The sequence below is a fragment of the Stenotrophomonas rhizophila genome, assembly GCF_001704155.1.
In the GTDB taxonomy this organism is placed as follows: Bacteria; Pseudomonadota; Gammaproteobacteria; order Xanthomonadales; family Xanthomonadaceae; genus Stenotrophomonas; species Stenotrophomonas rhizophila_A.
The window spans coordinates 2537536-2553297 of the sequence record NZ_CP016294.1 but is presented as its reverse complement, the minus strand read 5'-3'; the positions used below and the strand labels follow the sequence as shown (position 1 = coordinate 2553297).

The 15762-nt window shown below is 66.7% G+C and carries 17 protein-coding genes; 11 read left to right on the top strand and 6 right to left on the bottom strand.

What is annotated here, in order from left to right:
• Positions 1 to 2 precede the first annotated feature (2 nt).
• From adiC to map, 5 genes are read left to right on the top strand one after another with little or no spacing between them, the layout of a single operon-like run.
• Positions 3 to 1352: an arginine/agmatine antiporter gene (gene adiC, locus BAY15_RS11395; RefSeq protein ID WP_068852620.1), complete on the top strand. Its 1350-nt coding sequence runs from the start codon at positions 3 to 5 to the stop codon at positions 1350 to 1352.
• Positions 1353 to 1373: 21 nt separating this feature from the next.
• Complete coding sequence (locus BAY15_RS11390; protein ID WP_068852618.1) at positions 1374 to 3662, top strand: Orn/Lys/Arg decarboxylase N-terminal domain-containing protein; 2289 nt, start codon at positions 1374 to 1376, stop codon at positions 3660 to 3662.
• 26 nt (positions 3663 to 3688) lie between these two features.
• Positions 3689 to 4591 carry a cation diffusion facilitator family transporter gene (locus BAY15_RS11385; protein ID WP_068852615.1) on the top strand — a complete coding sequence of 301 codons (903 nt, stop codon included), beginning with the start codon at positions 3689 to 3691 and terminating at the stop codon, positions 4589 to 4591.
• Between the two features lie 48 nt (positions 4592 to 4639).
• Positions 4640 to 4852: a ParD-like family protein gene (locus tag BAY15_RS11380; RefSeq protein WP_068852612.1), complete on the top strand. Its 213-nt coding sequence runs from the start codon at positions 4640 to 4642 to the stop codon at positions 4850 to 4852.
• On the top strand, positions 4849 to 5619 hold the full coding sequence (map, locus tag BAY15_RS11375) for a type I methionyl aminopeptidase (protein WP_068852609.1): 771 nt from the start codon (positions 4849 to 4851) through the stop codon (positions 5617 to 5619). The genes BAY15_RS11380 and map overlap by 4 nt, the downstream gene beginning before the upstream one ends.
• A gap of 14 nt (positions 5620 to 5633) precedes the next feature.
• Here the strand turns inward: map and BAY15_RS11370 are convergent, their stop codons facing one another.
• Together BAY15_RS11370 and BAY15_RS11365 are read right to left on the bottom strand one after the other, a co-directional pair.
• Positions 5634 to 6413, bottom strand: coding sequence for a LytR/AlgR family response regulator transcription factor (locus BAY15_RS11370; RefSeq protein ID WP_068852606.1), 780 nt, complete (start codon positions 6411 to 6413; stop codon positions 5634 to 5636).
• Positions 6410 to 7534 carry a sensor histidine kinase gene (locus BAY15_RS11365; protein WP_068852602.1) on the bottom strand — a complete coding sequence of 375 codons (1125 nt, stop codon included), beginning with the start codon at positions 7532 to 7534 and terminating at the stop codon, positions 6410 to 6412. The genes BAY15_RS11370 and BAY15_RS11365 overlap by 4 nt, the downstream gene beginning before the upstream one ends.
• A gap of 73 nt (positions 7535 to 7607) precedes the next feature.
• Between BAY15_RS11365 and BAY15_RS11360 the strand changes: the two genes are divergently transcribed.
• The gene (locus BAY15_RS11360; protein WP_068852600.1) at positions 7608 to 8042 is read left to right on the top strand and encodes a hypothetical protein; all 435 of its coding nucleotides are present in this window, start codon (positions 7608 to 7610) and stop codon (positions 8040 to 8042) included.
• 23 nt (positions 8043 to 8065) lie between these two features.
• Here BAY15_RS11360 and BAY15_RS11355 read toward each other — a convergent pair whose 3' ends face one another.
• A complete protein-coding gene (locus tag BAY15_RS11355; RefSeq protein WP_208856100.1) occupies positions 8066 to 9013 on the bottom strand; it encodes a LysR family transcriptional regulator in 948 nt (315 codons plus the stop codon).
• A gap of 114 nt (positions 9014 to 9127) precedes the next feature.
• Here BAY15_RS11355 and BAY15_RS11350 point away from each other — a divergent pair, with 114 nt between their 5' ends.
• The 4 genes from BAY15_RS11350 to BAY15_RS11335 all read left to right on the top strand — a co-directional run bounded on the left by BAY15_RS11350 (position 9128) and on the right by BAY15_RS11335 (position 12939).
• Positions 9128 to 9529, top strand: coding sequence for a RidA family protein (locus BAY15_RS11350; RefSeq protein WP_068852594.1), 402 nt, complete (start codon positions 9128 to 9130; stop codon positions 9527 to 9529).
• Between the two features lie 88 nt (positions 9530 to 9617).
• The gene (locus BAY15_RS11345; RefSeq protein ID WP_068852591.1) at positions 9618 to 10166 is read left to right on the top strand and encodes an outer membrane beta-barrel protein; all 549 of its coding nucleotides are present in this window, start codon (positions 9618 to 9620) and stop codon (positions 10164 to 10166) included.
• Positions 10167 to 10272: 106 nt separating this feature from the next.
• Entirely contained in the window at positions 10273 to 10677 is a 405-nt protein-coding gene (locus BAY15_RS11340; RefSeq protein ID WP_068852588.1) for a VOC family protein, read from the top strand.
• A gap of 84 nt (positions 10678 to 10761) precedes the next feature.
• Positions 10762 to 12939 carry a hypothetical protein gene (locus BAY15_RS11335; RefSeq protein ID WP_068852585.1) on the top strand — a complete coding sequence of 726 codons (2178 nt, stop codon included), beginning with the start codon at positions 10762 to 10764 and terminating at the stop codon, positions 12937 to 12939.
• A gap of 11 nt (positions 12940 to 12950) precedes the next feature.
• On the opposite strand, the gene BAY15_RS11330 is transcribed toward BAY15_RS11335, so the two are convergent.
• Positions 12951 to 13136, bottom strand: coding sequence for a hypothetical protein (locus BAY15_RS11330; RefSeq protein ID WP_068852583.1), 186 nt, complete (start codon positions 13134 to 13136; stop codon positions 12951 to 12953).
• A gap of 98 nt (positions 13137 to 13234) precedes the next feature.
• Between BAY15_RS11330 and BAY15_RS11325 the strand changes: the two genes are divergently transcribed.
• Entirely contained in the window at positions 13235 to 14134 is a 900-nt protein-coding gene (locus tag BAY15_RS11325) for a LysR substrate-binding domain-containing protein (protein ID WP_068852580.1), read from the top strand.
• A gap of 3 nt (positions 14135 to 14137) precedes the next feature.
• Here the strand turns inward: BAY15_RS11325 and BAY15_RS11320 are convergent, their stop codons facing one another.
• Together BAY15_RS11320 and BAY15_RS11315 are read right to left on the bottom strand one after the other, a co-directional pair.
• Positions 14138 to 14905: a YggS family pyridoxal phosphate-dependent enzyme gene (locus BAY15_RS11320; RefSeq protein WP_068852577.1), complete on the bottom strand. Its 768-nt coding sequence runs from the start codon at positions 14903 to 14905 to the stop codon at positions 14138 to 14140.
• Positions 14906 to 15196: 291 nt separating this feature from the next.
• The gene (locus tag BAY15_RS11315) at positions 15197 to 15703 is read right to left on the bottom strand and encodes a hypothetical protein (protein ID WP_068852574.1); all 507 of its coding nucleotides are present in this window, start codon (positions 15701 to 15703) and stop codon (positions 15197 to 15199) included.
• Positions 15704 to 15762 lie beyond the last annotated feature (59 nt).

Genomic DNA, 15762 nt, shown 5'->3' with positions numbered 1-15762 from the left:
TCATGGCGCAAGCGAAGAAAATCGGAGTTGTCGGCGCCACCTTCCTGGTGGCCGGCAACATGATGGGCTCCGGCGTGTTCCTGCTGCCGTCCAGCCTGGCCAAGATCGGCACCGCCTCGATCTGGGGCTGGCTGGTCACCACCGCCGGCGCACTGCTGCTGGCCTTCGTGTTCGCCAAACTGGGCAAGCTGGCGCCCATGGCGGGCGGCCCGTATGCCTACGCACGCGACTGGTTCGGGCCGTACATGGGGTTCCAGACCAACACCATCTACTGGTTCGCCAATTGGATCGGCAACGTCGCCATCCCGATCGCGGCAGTGGGCTACTTCAGCTACTTCTTCCCGATCCTGTCCCAGCCGATACCGCGCTGCATCGCCGTGCTCGCGCTGGTGTGGGCGCTGAGTTTCGCCAATGTGATCGGCCCGGCCTTCGTCAGCCGCCTGCAGACGGTGACCACCAGCTTCGCGCTGGTACCGATCCTGGGCATTGCCATCTTCGGCTGGTTCTTCTTCGACCCGGCCATCTTCAAGGGCGCCTACAACGTCTCGGGCGAATCCAACTTCGGCGCGATCTCCAGCGCGGCGGCGCTGACGCTGCGGGCCTTCATCGGGGTCGAGTCGGCCTCGGTCACCGCCGGCGTGGTCGAAAACCCGGAGAAGAACGTGGCGCGGGCCACCCTGGCCGGGGTGTTCCTGGCCGCGGTGGCGTACATCGCCAGCTCGTCGGTGATCATGGGCATGGTGCCCAATGGCGAGCTGCAGGTCTCCGATGCACCGTTCGCGCTGGCGGCGGCCAATGCGGTGGGCGGCTGGGGCGGCGCGCTGGTGAGCCTGTGCGCCTTTGTCGGCGCCGCCGGCTCGCTCGGCGGCTGGATCCTGCTGACCGCGCAGAGCGCCAAGGCGGCCTCGGACGACGGCCTGTTCCCCAGCATCTTCAGCAAGACCAACAAGGATGACGTGCCGGTCAAGGGCGTAGTGATCGTGGCGGTGCTGATGACCCTGGCCGTACTGCTCACGTCCACGTCGGAAACCGCCTCGGCGCAATTCGACGTGATTACGTCGGCGGCGGTGGTATTGACCCTGCTGCCCTACATCTATTCCTGCGTGGCCTGCTACTTCGTGGTCGAACGCTCGCACACCCTGGTACACACCGGCGCGTTCTGGTTCCTGACCAGCATCACCGTGGTGTACTGCCTGTGGGCGATCTTCGGCTCCTCCGGCAGCATCGTGCAGTACGCCTTCCTGTTCGTGCTGTTCATCACGGTGTTCTACCCCTTCTTCAGCGAGGAGCGCCGCCGCCAGCGCGGCCAGCTGCCGCCGCTGGACAGCCCCGCCAGCACGAAGATTCCGTGACCTTCCCCCAGGAGAAATGCTGTGTATTTCAAGTCTCTGGATTACCCGATCATCGTCATCGACGACGACTACGAGTCCCCGCGCATCGGCGGCATCCTGATCCGCGCGCTGGTCGAGGAACTGCGTGGCAACGACCAGCGCGTGCTGTGCGGGCTGACCCTGGCCGATGCCCAGGCCGGTGCGCGGACCTATGTGGCGGCCTCGGCGGTACTGATCTCGATTGACGGCACCGAAGACAAGCCCGGTGAGTTCCAGCGCCTGCTGGGGTTCCTGCGCGAGCAGAGCGCGCGCCGCGGCGGGTTGCCCGTGTTCCTGTACGGCGAGCGCCGCACCATCGAAAAGGTGCCGAGCAAGCTGCTCAAGTACGTGCACGGCTACATCTTCCTGTTCGAGGACACCAAGAGCTTCATCTCGCGCCAGGTGATGCGCGCGGCCGAAGACTATATGGCGCAGTTGCTGCCACCGTTCTTCAAGGCGCTGATCCACCACACCGCCGAATCCAACTACTCCTGGCACACCCCCGGCCACGCCGGCGGTGTGGCCTTCACCAAGTCACCGGTGGGGCGTGCGTTCCATCAGTTCTACGGTGAGAACACGCTGCGCAGCGATCTGTCGATTTCGGTACCGGAGCTGGGTTCGCTGCTCGACCACAGCGGGCCGATCAAGGAAGCGGAAAACGAAGCTGCGCGCAACTTCGGCGCCGACCACACCTTCTTCGTCACCAATGGCACCTCCACCGCCAACAAGATCGTCTGGCATGGCACGGTGGGGCGGGGCGATGTGGTGTTCGTCGACCGCAACTGCCACAAGTCGCTGCTGCATTCGCTGATCATGACCGGCGGCGTGCCGGTGTACTTCACCCCCAGCCGCAATGCGCACGGCATCATCGGGCCGATCAGCCTGGATCAGTTCACCCCCGAGGCGCTGCAGCAGGCCATCGCTGCCAACCCGCTGGCCAGCAAGGCGTTCCGCGCCGGCTCCAGGCCACGGATCGCGGTGGTCACCAATTCCACCTATGACGGGCTGTGCTACAACGCCGAGAAGATCGCCGACGAGATCGGCAGCGCGGTGGACTTCCTGCATTTCGACGAGGCCTGGTACGCCTATGCGGCCTTCCATCCGTTCTATGAAAACCACTACGGCATGGCCAAAGGCAAGCCGCGCGGCCAGGACGCGATCATCTTCACCACCCATTCCACCCACAAGCTGCTGGCCGCGTTCTCGCAGGCCTCGATGATCCACGTGCGCAACGCGGCGACCCGCGAACTGGATGCCGAACGCTTCAACGAAGCGTTCATGATGCATACCACCACCAGCCCGCATTACGGGGTGATTGCCGCCTGCGACGTGGCGTCCAAGATGATGGAGGGCGCGGCCGGTGAATCGCTGGTGCAGGAAATGCACGACGAGGCGATTGCCTTCCGTCGGGCCATGCTGCACGTGCGCGAGGACCTGGGTCGCGATGACTGGTGGTTCAGCGTGTGGCAGCCGGACAAGCTGGAGCGCTCGCTGGGCAAGGGCGATGCACCAACGCCGATGGTGGCCAAGCGCGAGGAATGGTACCTGCAGCCCGATGCGCATTGGCACGGGTTCGATGGCCTGGTCGAAGACTACGTGCTGATCGACCCGATCAAGGTCACCCTGCTGACCCCGGGCCTGTCCATCGACGGTGACCTGGGCGAGCTGGGCATTCCCGCCGCCGTGCTGAGCAGGTTCCTGTGGACACGCGGCATCACGGTGGAGAAGACCAACCTGTACTCGGTGCTGTTCCTGTTCTCGATGGGCATCACCAAGGGCAAGTGGAGCACCCTGGTGACCGAGCTGATGGCCTTCAAGGAACTGTTCGACAACAACGCTCCGCTGACCCGCGCGCTGCCCGACCTGGCGGCAGACTATCCGCAGACTTACGGTGGCTGGGGGTTGCGCGACCTGTGCGAGGCCCTGCATGCCTTCAACCGAGAGTTCGCGGTGGCGCAGGTGATGCGTGCGATGTACGTGGACCTGCCCGAGCCGGTGATGACGCCGGCCGAGGCCTACGACCACCTGGTGCGTGGCCAGATCGAGCGCGTTGATATCGAAGCGATCAGTGGTCGTATCGCCGGGACCATGCTGGTGCCTTACCCGCCGGGCATTCCGACCATCATGCCGGGCGAGCGCTTCGGCGCGCAGGATGAGCCGATCATCCAGTCGTTGCGCATTGCCCGCGAGCAGAATGTGCGCTTCCCGGGCTTCGAGTCGGACGTGCACGGGCTTATCATCGACCGTGACGGCGACGTGCCGAGCTACAAGGTGGAGGTGCTGAAGACCTGAGCGGCGGCCAGGATCTTCGGCAGGCGATGGATACAGCACGCGAGCAGCGGATCCTGAAATTCTCGATTGGCGTGACGGTGGCGGTCAGCGCCACCGGCTTCATCGGCGGCCTGCTGGTGGGATCGCAGGCGATCCTGTTCGACGGGGTATACAGCCTGGTCGATGTAGCCCTCACGCTGGTGGCGCTGGCCGTGCTGCGCCTGCTGGGGCGCGAGGGCAGCCCACGGTTCCAGTACGGCTATTGGCACCTGGAGCCGATGGTGGAAGCGCTGGGCGGGGCGATCCTGGCGTTGGCCTGCATCTATGCGTTGGCCAATTCGATCATCGGGCTCACCACCGGCGGGCACGTCATCCGCGCCGGGCCGGCGTTGATGTGGGCGACCCTGTTGTGCGTGAGCAACCTGGGCATGGCCGCGTTCGTGCGCGTGCATGCGGCGCGATTGCATTCGCCGCTGCTGTGGCTGGACGTACGCGCCTGGCTGCTCAGCGGCATGATGAGCCTGGCGGTGGTGCTGGCCTTTGCGCTGGCGCTGCTGCTGGAAGACGGCGACCACGCGCATTGGATTCCATTCCTGGATCCGCTGGTGCTGGCGATCATCAGCCTGGCGGTTCTGCCGGTGCCGCTGCGCGGTGCATGGAAAGCGATGCGCGAGGTGCTGCAGGTGGCGCCCGATACGCTGGACGCGCGCGTGCAGGCGGTGATGACGCAGTTCGTGGCCGAGCACGGCTATCTCGGTTTCACCAGCCACGTGGCCAAGATGGGGCGGATGCGCTTCGTGGAGATCCACATCCTCACCCACCCGGACACGGTGATCGGCACCATCGGCAGCGTCGATGCGCTGCGCGATGACATCGCCGAACGGCTGGATGCCCGCGGCAGCGAGTTCTGGCTGACCATCGATTTCACCGCCGATCCTGCCTGGACCTGACATATACGTATCGTATATGATGCGTATATTCCGTACCCGAGACATCCCATGGGCATCGTCAACATCGACGACGAACTTCACGACAACCTGCGCCGCGCCAGTGGCGTGTCCGGCCGCTCGATCAACGCCCAGGCCGGCTTCTGGATCAAGGTCGGCATGCTCTGCGAAATGAACCCGGGCATGAGCTACCAGGAGATCGTCAACCGTGAACTGCGCGCGGCCGGGGTCGATCCCGGTGCCCTGCGGGTGGCGGTCGCGTGATCAAGACGGTTGAAGAACAGGCGCTGATGCGGGCGTCGGGGCGGTTGTTGGCCTCGGTGTTCGAGGCACTGGACCGCTTGCCGCTGGAAGGCATGAGCACGCTGCAGGTGAACGACTGGGTGGAGCGCTTCATCGTCGATGAACTGCATGCGCGGCCGGCCAGCAAGGGCCAGTACGGCTTTGCCTATGTGCTCAACAGTTCGGTGGACAATGTGGTCTGCCATGGCGTGCCCTCGGCAGACGAGATCCTGCGCGGCGGCAGCATCGTCAACCTGGACATCACGCTGGAGAAGGATGGTTTCATCGCCGATTCCAGCAAGACCTACCTGATCGGCGAGGTCGATTTCCAGGCGAAGCGGCTGGTGCGGGTGACCCGCGAGGCCATGTGGAAAGGCATCTCGGTGGTGCGCCCGGGGGCGACGCTGGGCGATATCGGCTTCGCCATCCAGCAGCACGCCAAGGCGCACGGCTACAGCGTGGTGCGCGAGTTCTGCGGGCACGGCATCGGGCGCGAGATGCACGAAGACCCGCAGGTGCTGCATTACGGCAAGCGCGGTACCGGCGTGGAGCTGGAGCCGGGCATGACGTTCACCATCGAGCCGATGATCAACCAGGGCCGTGCGGCGATCGACATGAGCGAGGACGGCTGGACCGTGACCACCCGTGACGGGAAGTTGTCCGCGCAGGCCGAGCATACGGTGCTGGTGACGGAAACCGGGGTGGACGTGCTGACCCTGCGCGAAGGCGAGCGCATCCCGACGGCGTAGCGCCACGCCCGGCCCTACGGTGTGTCCCGGGTGGAGACGAGTTTGAGGAACGCCTCGTTCTGGTAGCGGCTCATGCGCAGCTGCTGGCCGGTGTCCAGGGTGACCACGTGGTGGCCGTTGAACCACGGGTGGATCGCCTTGACCCGCCGGATGTTGACGATGGCCGAGCGGTGCACGCGGGCGAAGTGGCGCGGGTCCAGCCGGGCGGCGAGGGCGGCCATGGTGCCGCGGTGTTCATGCATGCGGCCGGCCAGGTGGATCTCGGCGATGTTGCGTGCAGCCTTGATCCAGACGATCTCGTCCACGTCGACCAGCACCACGTGTTCGTCGACCCGTACCGGTATGCGCTGCAGGTAGGCCTCGCGCTGGCGCAGTGCGTCCAGTGCCTGCAGGATCTGCGTGGCCGTCTGCGCGCTGGTGCCGGCGGCAGTTGAAAGGCGTTGCCGGGCGCGCTGCAGGGTAGCGGCAAAGCGTTCGCGGCTGAACGGCTTGACCAGGTAATCCACCGCATTGGCCTCGAAGGCCTTCACCGCGTACTGCTCGTAGGCGGTGACGAACACGGTGGCCGGCATGCGCTCGGCGCCGATGGTGGCCACCACGTCCAGGCCGGTGATCGCCGGCATCTGGATGTCCAGGAACACCAGGTCGGGCGAGTGCTCGCGGATGGCTCTCACTGCGGAGACGCCGTCGCCGCATTCGCCCAGCAGTTCGATCTCCGGGTCATCAGCCAGCAGGCGCACGATCGCGCGGCGCGCCAGCGGCTCGTCGTCCACCACGAGCACCGACAGGGTCATGCCGGCGCCACTCCCGCCGTGAACTCCGGCGCTTCGTCTTCCACCTCCAGGGTACGGAAGGGCAGGCGTACACGGCAGGCCACGCCCTCGGGCCAGATGATGTCCAGCCGCACGTCGGCGGCATCGCCGTACAGCTCCTTCAGGCGCAGCCGGGTGTTGGACATGCCGATGCCATGGCCTGCGGGCGCGCCGGGCGTGGCGTCAAGCGTGCTGTTGCGGTTGCGCACTTCAATGCACAGCACCTCGCCGTCGCGGCGCGTTTCGATCTCGATCACGTCACTGCCCACGCGCTGCCCTATGCCGTGGCGCACCGCATTCTCCACCAACGGCTGCAGCAACAGGCTGGGCACGGCGCAGTCGAGGGTATCCGGGGCGATATAGGTGCGGGTGGTCAGCCGGTCCTTGAAGCGCACGCGCTGGATGCCCAGGTACAGCTCGATCAGGTCCAGTTCCTGGCGCAGGGGAATCTCCTGGCCGTCGTAGTCTTCCAGGAAGGCGCGCAGCAGTTCGCTCAGGCGCAGCAGCATGTCTTCGGCCGAGACCGTGTCTTCGTCCAGCAGGGTGATGATGGCGTGCAGCGTGTTGAACAGGAAATGTGGCTGCAGCTGGGATTTGAGCGCCAGCAGCCTGGATTGCGCCAGTTCGGTGGCCAGCCGGCTGGCTTCCATTTCGCGGCGCGCCTTCTCGGCCTGGAAGTGCAATGCCTGCTGCAGCGCGAACAGTGCCCAGTAGGTGAGCAGCCCGATGGCGAAATGCTGCGCCAGGAAGTACCCGAGCTGTTCGAAGAAGCCGCTGGGTTCGAACAGCGCGGAGGCCGCTGCGCCGATGAGCATCGCGCCGAAGGTCACCGCCAGGCTGGCCACGACCTGCCTGCCCAGGCCAAGCAGGCGGCGCTGGGGATCCAGCGGATAGCGCTCGGCCAGGCGGAACACCAGCGGTGCCAGTGCCGCCCAGGTGTACCACTGGATCATGGCCCAGCGAAGGTGCACGAGGAACGGCCAGCTGTTGCCGTGCAGTCCATCGCTGAGCGAATGCTGCACGGCAAACACCAGCACCACGACCGTCCAGAGGAGCAGGTAGCGGGCAAGGCTGATCGACGTACTGCCAAGGCGAACCATCATGGCCGGTATCCAGGACGCCCGGCGCGGCGGGGCAGGGCCATCTTAGGCGTGCGGGCGGGCCCGGAGAAGCGCCATGAGGGCCCATTACGATTGGTCCTGCCAGGACGACGATTGGTCCCGGATCGGTGGCGTGCGCGGGGCGGCCAGCGGCCTGATGGCGGCGAACCCAACCGCCGGAGATGCCGCGATGTTCCCGATCCGTCTTGCCGTCCTGACCAGCCTGCTTTTCGCCACGGCCACGCATGCCGCCGCCCCGCGTTACCTGACACTGCTCAACCGCGCCCACGACAGCATCACCACGCTGGAGGTGGCCACCGCCGGCAGCGATGCGTTCGAGCAACGGCCGATCGACACCATCGACGGTGGCGGGGGCAGCACCACGGTGCGCCTGGGCGATGCCGGCTGCCGCTTCGACCTGCGCCTGCAGTTCCGTAACGGGCGCACGGCAATCTACCGCGACGTCAACGTATGCAAGGGCGATACGCTGGTGATCGCGCCGCTGCGGTGATGCATGCGTCCCGTTGGCCGATCCTACTTGTCCCGCTGCGGTGGCATCACCGGCACGTGTTCGGCCATCAGCGCCGCTACCCAGTCGACGAACACGCGCAGCTTGGCGCTGACGTGGCGGTTGGGACGGAAGGCGATGTGCAGAGGCATCGGGTCGACCTGCCAGTCGGTGAGCACGCGTAGCAGTTCCCCGCGCTCGGCGTGTGCGGCGGCAACGTAATCGGGCAGCCAGAGCACGCCGAGCCCGGCTACTCCGGCCGCCAGATAGGCGTTGCCGTCGTCGACCGCCAGCTGATGCCGGCCATGCACGGTCATTGTTTCTTCCCCACGCCGCAGCGCGTAGGGCATGGCCCCTGCACGCCGCGAGCCCCGGTAACCGATGATGCGATGCGGTTCGGCTTCCAGTGCCTTGGGGTGGTCGGGCATGCCAACCGTGGCCAGGTACTGCGGCGCGGCGTACAACCCGGCCTGCAGGTCGCCGATGTGCCGCGCGACCAGCGAGGGATCGGAGAGCACGCCGCCGCGGATCACGCAGTCCACGTTCTCATCGATCAGGTCGACATTGCGGTCGCTGACGCCCAGGTCGAGCTGGATGTCCGGGTACCGCGCGTGGAAACCGGGAAGCGCAGGGACCAGCAGGAACCGCGCCAGCGGCGCGGGCACATCCACCCGCAGCCGGCCGCGCGGGCTGGCGGCGAAGCTGGAGAGGCTGGTTTCCGCGTCGTCCAGGTTGGCGAGCAGCCGCGAGACGTGCTCGTAGTACGCCGCGCCATCGTCGGTGACATTGACCTGGCGGGTGGTGCGGTTGAGCAGGCGCACGCGCAGCCGGGCTTCCAGCTGCTGCACCAGCTGGGTCACCGTGGTGCGGCTCATGTGCAGGGTCTGTGCGGCCCGGGTGAAGCTGCCTGTCTCCACGACCCGGGCAAAGGCCTGCATGGCATCGAAACGGTCCATCGGCACTCCTGCGGTCAATTGTTTGGATTCTACAAACAGTGATGGACAAGGTTGGTCGTTTATCGACCGGGTCGGGGCGCCTACCGTGGAGATATCCCATCACCCGGGGCAAACACCCCTCTGGAGTCTGCAATGGCAAGTCGTGACGTCGTGTTCCCCTCTGGCCGGCAGGATCTGTATGCCCGCTACCGCTATTCGCCGGCGGTGCGGTCCAACGGCTTCCTGTTCGTGTCCGGCCAGGTCGGCAGCCGCGAGGACGGTTCGCCCGAACCGGGCCTGGAAGCGCAGGTGCACAAGCTCTTCGAGAACCTCAACGCGGTGCTGGCGGCCGCCGGCTGCACGTTCGACGATGTGGTCGACGTGACCGTTTTCATGATCGACCCGGACCGGATCCTGGAGCGGGTCTGGGCGATCGTGCCCGAGTACTGGGGCCAGGCGCCGCACCCGACGCTGACCGCAGTCGGGGTCACCTGGCTCAGCGGGTTCGACGTGGAGTTCAAGGTGGTGGCCAAGTTGCCCGAGGCCCGCGCCTGAGGGTTCGTTTAACGGAATTGACACAAACATGAACAGGAGGCAGAGTGGCGCCGCCCAGATGGGCAAACCACCTTTTGGAAGGACCTGAATGAAGAAGTTCGTCACCCTGGCCGCCGCCATCGCGCTGGCCACCCTGTCGACCGATGCCATGGCCGGCCACGCATTCGTGCGCGCCGAGCTGGGCAGCAGCGATACCGAAGTGCGTTACGACGGTTTCCGTGGCAGCGAGTCGGACACCTCCGCCTCGATCGGCGGCGGCTACTGGTTCACCCCGAACATCGGCGTCGAAGGCCATGTCGGTTCGCTGTACAACAAGGACCTGGGCTACGACCAGGAGCTGGACCTGGTCTCGATCGGTGCTGGCCTGGTGGTCAAGAAGAACTTCGGCGCCGACGATACCGGCTTCTTCATCGGCGCACGCGCCGGCATCGCGCGGCTGACCGCGCAGGTGCGCGAAGACACCTTCGACGTGGTGGATGACGAAAGCTCGACCAAGCCGTACTACGGCGTCAATGTCGGTTACGACTTCAACCGCCGCTGGGGCCTGAGCCTGAACTACGACCGCCGCCAAGGGGATTTCAGCGGCGTGGACGTGGACGTGGATACGATCAGCCTGGGTGGCGAGTTCCGCTTCTGATCCCACCGCCAGCGGTGACAGGACAACGGCAGGCCGGTGCAACGGCCTGCCGTTTTCTTTTGCGCGGGCAAGGGCATAGGATCAGCACGGACCCAGGGAGACTGCGATGGCAAAGGTGACCGGAATCGGTGGGGTGTTCTTCAAGAGCCGTGGCGACCGCGCGGCGCTGGCCGAGTGGTACCGGCAGCACCTGGGCATGACGCTGGAGGAGTTTGGTGGCGCGGTGCTGCGCTGGCCCGACGACAAGGCCAACGACGGCGGGTTGACCGTGTGGGCGCTGGCCGAGCCTGACAGCCAGTGGTTCAGTCCCAGCGATGCGCCTTTCATGATCAATTACCGGGTTGATGACCTGGAGGGGCTGCTGGCGAACCTGCGCGAGGCTGGCGTGACCATCGTCAGCGGGCCGGAGACGCATGAGAACGGTTCGTTCGCCTGGATACTGGATCCGGAGGGGAACAAGCTGGAGTTGTGGCAGCCGATGGCGTGGGACCCGGAGCGGCGGGCCGGTTGAGCGGCATTGGCGGCGCTTCTTCACACGACTCCGTCGCCCGGTTGTCGATAGTGGCCGCGTCACTCCGCTTCGTCGCAGAACTCCATGCCCCTGATTCCCGAGCGCGTCCGGCGCTGGCCCCGGCCATGGCGCGTGGCGTTGCTTACCTTGCTGGCGCTGTATGCGCTGTACCTTGTTGCCGGCAACGTGTTCCTCAACACGCCGCTGTTCGATGCGGTCACCAACCGCAAACCTGAAAAATTCAGGCTGCAGACCGGGCCGGCGCTGACGCTGCTGCCCGGGCACGCGGTTGTCTGGAACGTGCGCATCCGCGGCCAGGCCAACCATACCGTCTACATCTTCCGTGCCGACCGTGCGAGCGCGTGGATCTCGCTGGTGCACCTGTTCAAGCGCGAGGTCCGCATTCCAGGCATCAACGCCACCGGCGTGGAAGCGGACATCCAACGGGTGGAAAAGGCAATCCCGCCGCCGCCGCGTGGTGATCGCGGCTGGAACATCCGGCTGGATGCGATCCACAGCGACAGCATCCGCAGCGGCCGCTTCGGCAAGCTGCTGATTGCCGGGCAGGGCCATGGCACGGTGGGCTTCCAGAAGCAGGTCAAGGGCGGGCCGTCGGAACTGTTCGATTCCACTGCTGGCTTCGAGCAGGCCACGGTCACCTACGACGGGGTCAAGCTGCTTGACGAGGCGCACCTGGCCGCGCGCTTCCATTACCCGCGCCACTATCGCGATGAGGCCCCGGGCCTGCGCAAGTTCGGCATCACCTTCGCGCAGCTGCAGGTGGACGGGCGCAGCCAGGCGATCAAGATCGACACGGCCGGGCCACATGTCAAGGTCGGCAGCGTACCCGCCGAGGCACGGCTCACGGCCGATGTGGTGATGGACCGCAGCCTGCTGCAACCCGGCAGCCGGGTGGTGTGGCGGGTGCCGGTGCATGCCGGCGTGCATGCACCGGATCGCGGCCTGTTGTCGCTGCAGCTGGACGTGGCCCAGGACATGCGCGTGCAGGCACGCCTGCCGCGCGACCCGGAAACCGGCAGCGAACTGCACGCGGACCTGCGCGTCACCGGCCGGAAGATTCCGTTCGAGGCGCCGGCCGAACTGTTGCCGCGGCTGTCCGGGCAGGTACGTGGCGCGTGGCGGTTCGAGTCGTTGAACTGGATTGCCGATCTGTTCGTGCGCAAGCCGTGGTTCAAGCTGGAAGGTGGCGGGCTGCTGCAGGGTGACCTGCGCATCGCCGATGGCCAGTTGGCGCCGGGCAGCACCCTGGAGGTGCCGCAGGTGTCCGCCATTGCCGAGGTGGCGGGCGTGCGCATGCAGGGCGATGCGCATGCGCTGGGACGCATCGTCAACGGTGCGCCGCCGCAGGCGGAATTGAAGGTCGATATTCCCACGTTCCGCGCGGCGCCGTCCGATGCGCCCAAGGCGGTGTTGTTTGATGGCAAGGCGCTGGCGTTGACCCTGCGCGGGGATGCACGGCTGCAGCAGCTGCGCGATGGCATGCGCGCGCAGCTGCGCTTCAACGACGCGCGGGTGCCTGACCTGAGCGCCTACAACCGCTACGTCGGCAACGACAATGTGCGTCTGCTCGGGGGTACCGCACTGCTGAGCGGCGACGTGACGCTGGATGCTGCCGGCCGGGTCGGGCAGGGGCGCGCGGACCTGCGCGGCACCGGTGCGCGCATGCAGGCCGCCGGCCTGTCGCTGCGTGGCGATGCGCAGGTCAAGGCAAGACTGCAGCGTGCCGACTTCGACGCTGGCCAGTTCGACCTGGGCGGCACCACGCTCAGCCTGCGCAACGTGCAGGTGGACGGCGATGCCGCCAAGGGCGGCTGGTGGGGCGAGGTCGACCTGCGCAGCGGGCACATCCAGTCAGAGGCGCCGTTCCAGGTGGACGCACGTGCCGACCTGCGGCTGCGCGATGCCGGTCCGCTGCTGGGCATCTACGCCGAGCGCAGCCAGTACCCGCGCTGGGTGCTGGGCCTGCTCGATTCGGGTGAAGTGCAGGCCAGCGGCCAGCTGCGCTGGCGCCGCGAGCACCTGGCGGTGGACGACCTGCAGGCCGAAAACGCGCGGCTGTCGCTGCGCGCCCGGCTGGACATGGAGCAGGCGCAGCGCCGTGGCGACCTGTACCTGCGCTGGGGCCTGCTCGGGGCCGGCATCGAACTGGACGGCGGCAAGCGCACCTGGCACCTGTCCGGGGCGCGCGACTGGTACGACAGCCGCCCCCGGGTGCTGCCCGAGGCCAAGCCGGCTCCGTAAGGCCGGAGGTCTCAACGCCGCACGGCACCAACCTCGCAGGCAGCCCGAGCCGGTAGCGCTACGGGCTGCGTGGCTGTCCCGGCCACCGCCCGCGCCGTGTCAGCGGCGGAGACCTTTTCCGGCTCCGCCAGCGCCCGCGCCAATCCCACATCGGCGATATGCCCGTGCAGGAACAACAATCCGCTGTAGATGTTCATGTGCGTCCTCCACTTGAGTAGGACTCACGATAGGGGCAGGATGGACGGTGCAAAAGCGATCCTTTCGCAAGTCTTTCTTGAACTGGATTCAAGTCGCCATGTCCCGTATCCCGCTCCAGCCGCTGCAGAATTTCGTTACCGCCGCACGCCTGGGCAACCTGACCCGCGCGGCCGATTCGCTGAACCTGACCGTCAGTGCGCTCAGCCACCAGATGCGGCAGCTGGAGGAGCGCCTCGGGTATGCGCTGCTGCAGCGCCAGGCACGCGGGGTGCGGGTGACGCCCGAAGGGCAGCGGTTGCTGGAACAGGTGGGCCCGCACCTGGACGCGATCGCGCAGGCGCTGCAGCCGTTCGGCGCGCGCCACGACCGCGTGCTGTCGGTCAGTGCGTTGCCATCGATGGCCTCCAACTGGCTGGTACCACGGCTGGGCTCGTTCGTGGCCTGCCACCCGGAGATTGAATTCAACCTGGAATCCAGCGAGCGGCTCACCGATTTCGACCGGCAGCTGCAGTGCGATGCTGCATTGCGTGTGGGTGCAGGGCAGTGGAGCGGCCTGCATGTGGAGCCGCTGTTCGATGAGTGGCTGATGCCGATGGCCAGCCCGTCACTGGTCGAGCGCATGGGCGGGCTGGGCGCGCTGCCGCTGTCGCAGTGGCCGCTGCTGGGGGACCCGGATGGCGAGTGGCAGCGCTGGTTCGCCTCGGTCGGCGAGGTTGCGCCGTCGCGCTATGTGGCCATGCTCAATGACTCCGAATCGCACCATCGTGCCGCGCTGGATGGCTTCGGAGTCGCGCTGGGGCGGGTGACGCGGGCGCGGTTGCTGCTGGATTCGGGCCAGTTGATTGCTTTGTCACCGCACCGGTTGAAGACGCGCTGGTCGCATTGGCTGGTATATCCGCCACGTTCGTCCACGCACCGGGGGTTCCTGGCATTTCGTGAGTGGCTGCACGCACAGGCCGCGGAGCATGCGCGGCATATGCAGGCGTTGGTGGGGTGACGATCAACCCGCAGGGGTTGGCCAATAGTGGCTGTCGGGGGTGCTGCGCGCGCCGAAAATCGCCTGGCCTACGCGCACCACCGTGGCGCCTTCCTCGATGGCGATCTCGAAATCGCCGGACATGCCCATCGACAGTTCGTCCAGGCTGACGCCCGCCGGCAGGGTCGGACGCAGGCGCTCACGCAGGTCGCGCAGGCGCACGAAACACGGGCGCACCTGTTCGGGATCGGCCGAGAACAGCGCGAGGGTCATCAAGCCGCGCACGCGCAGCTGGGGGAAGGCGGGCAGCTGCTGCACGAAGTCGGCCACCTCGATCGGGTCCAATCCGTACTTGCTGGCTTCGCCCGAGGTGTTGACCTGCACGAACACATCCAGCGTGCGGCCTTCCTGCGCCAGCCGCTGGTCCAGCGCCTGGGCCACGCGCAGGCTGTCCAGCGCCTGGAACTCGCTGGCGAAGCGGGCCACATCACGCGCCTTGTTGGTCTGCAGGTGGCCGATCACCGACCAGCGGATGCCCAGGTCGGCCATGGCTTCGGCCTTGCCCTTGGCTTCCTGCACCTTGTTTTCGCCCAGCGTATCGCAGCCGGCCTGCACCGCCAGTCGCAGCCGCGCTTCGTCCACGGTCTTGCTCACCGGCAGCAGTCGCACCGTGGCCGGATCGCGTCCGGCGCGCTCGCAGGCAGCGGCAATGCGTGCGTGCACCGCGTCCAGGTTGCGGCGGAAATCTTCGACGGTGGCAGCCTGCGGCCAGGTGGGGGCGACGATGGACATGACGTGTTCCGGAACCGGCGAGGCACGAATTTTCGCACGGGCAAACGAAATGGGTCGGTAACATTTCGCGGCCCATCGGCGCCTGCGTGGGCCGGCCAACGGCCGGCGCTACCGGTATCCGAAGCCTGCGGTTGATTGATCCCGATCTCAATGGGCCCGTAACGGTTCGTAGCCCCGGCCGTTGGCCGGACACCGCGCGTAGTGCGGCCCAAGCGTCCGGAGACGGTCCCGCAACGATGCCAGCCGGTACGCCGGCGTTTACACCTTCCGAAGCCCACCGTCAGGCGTCGATCAGGGCGCGGCAGTGGTCCCCGGACGGATGTAATGCGACTGCCCGTTGTCGTTGAGGAAAATGAGCTCCGGCTTTCCCTGCCAGGAGGTGAGCATGGCGCCGGTGCTGTTCTGGTGCTTGATCACCAGGGTGGCGCCACGATCCGGGTTCGCGGTGATCTTGAACACTTCGGTGGTGCCCTTGGCATCATCCAGCGTGAGCGAGGCCTCATCGCCGACATCGGCAGTGCCATAACTGCCCCGTTCGGAACCGTCGGCACCAAGCAGCACCACGCCCGACAGCGGCGAGGCGCGGGGGCCCTGCGACACGCCCCTGCTGAGCGGATCGGGCAGCGGCGCGCCCAGGATCACCCGCGCCTGGCCACTGCCGTCCTGGATGACCAGCCCGCGGGCGGTGATCACCCGCTCGGCGGACTGGCTGCGGTGCAGCTGCACGGCGGTGTACCCCGAGACCAGCAGGGCAAGGCTGGACACTGCCAGTGTGGTGAGGGTGAGTACGCGCGACATGGCAGGTTCCGGATCCTTGGATGGCAGCGACGATAGCCGAAGCCGTCATGGCCGCACCA

Coding starts and splice junctions, on each gene's coding strand:
- adiC (WP_068852620.1), top strand. CDS start 3: ATGGCGCAAGCGAAGAAAATCGGAGTTGTCGGCGCCACCTTCCTGGTG.
- BAY15_RS11385 (WP_068852615.1), top strand. CDS start 3,689: ATGGATACAGCACGCGAGCAGCGGATCCTGAAATTCTCGATTGGCGTG.
- BAY15_RS11380 (WP_068852612.1), top strand. CDS start 4,640: ATGGGCATCGTCAACATCGACGACGAACTTCACGACAACCTGCGCCGC.
- BAY15_RS11370 (WP_068852606.1), bottom strand. CDS start 6,413: ATGACCCTGTCGGTGCTCGTGGTGGACGACGAGCCGCTGGCGCGCCGC.
- BAY15_RS11365 (WP_068852602.1), bottom strand. CDS start 7,534: ATGATGGTTCGCCTTGGCAGTACGTCGATCAGCCTTGCCCGCTACCTG.
- BAY15_RS11360 (WP_068852600.1), top strand. CDS start 7,608: ATGAGGGCCCATTACGATTGGTCCTGCCAGGACGACGATTGGTCCCGG.
- BAY15_RS11350 (WP_068852594.1), top strand. CDS start 9,128: ATGGCAAGTCGTGACGTCGTGTTCCCCTCTGGCCGGCAGGATCTGTAT.
- BAY15_RS11345 (WP_068852591.1), top strand. CDS start 9,618: ATGAAGAAGTTCGTCACCCTGGCCGCCGCCATCGCGCTGGCCACCCTG.
- BAY15_RS11340 (WP_068852588.1), top strand. CDS start 10,273: ATGGCAAAGGTGACCGGAATCGGTGGGGTGTTCTTCAAGAGCCGTGGC.
- BAY15_RS11335 (WP_068852585.1), top strand. CDS start 10,762: ATGCCCCTGATTCCCGAGCGCGTCCGGCGCTGGCCCCGGCCATGGCGC.
- BAY15_RS11330 (WP_068852583.1), bottom strand. CDS start 13,136: ATGAACATCTACAGCGGATTGTTGTTCCTGCACGGGCATATCGCCGAT.
- BAY15_RS11325 (WP_068852580.1), top strand. CDS start 13,235: ATGTCCCGTATCCCGCTCCAGCCGCTGCAGAATTTCGTTACCGCCGCA.
- BAY15_RS11320 (WP_068852577.1), bottom strand. CDS start 14,905: ATGTCCATCGTCGCCCCCACCTGGCCGCAGGCTGCCACCGTCGAAGAT.
- BAY15_RS11315 (WP_068852574.1), bottom strand. CDS start 15,703: ATGTCGCGCGTACTCACCCTCACCACACTGGCAGTGTCCAGCCTTGCC.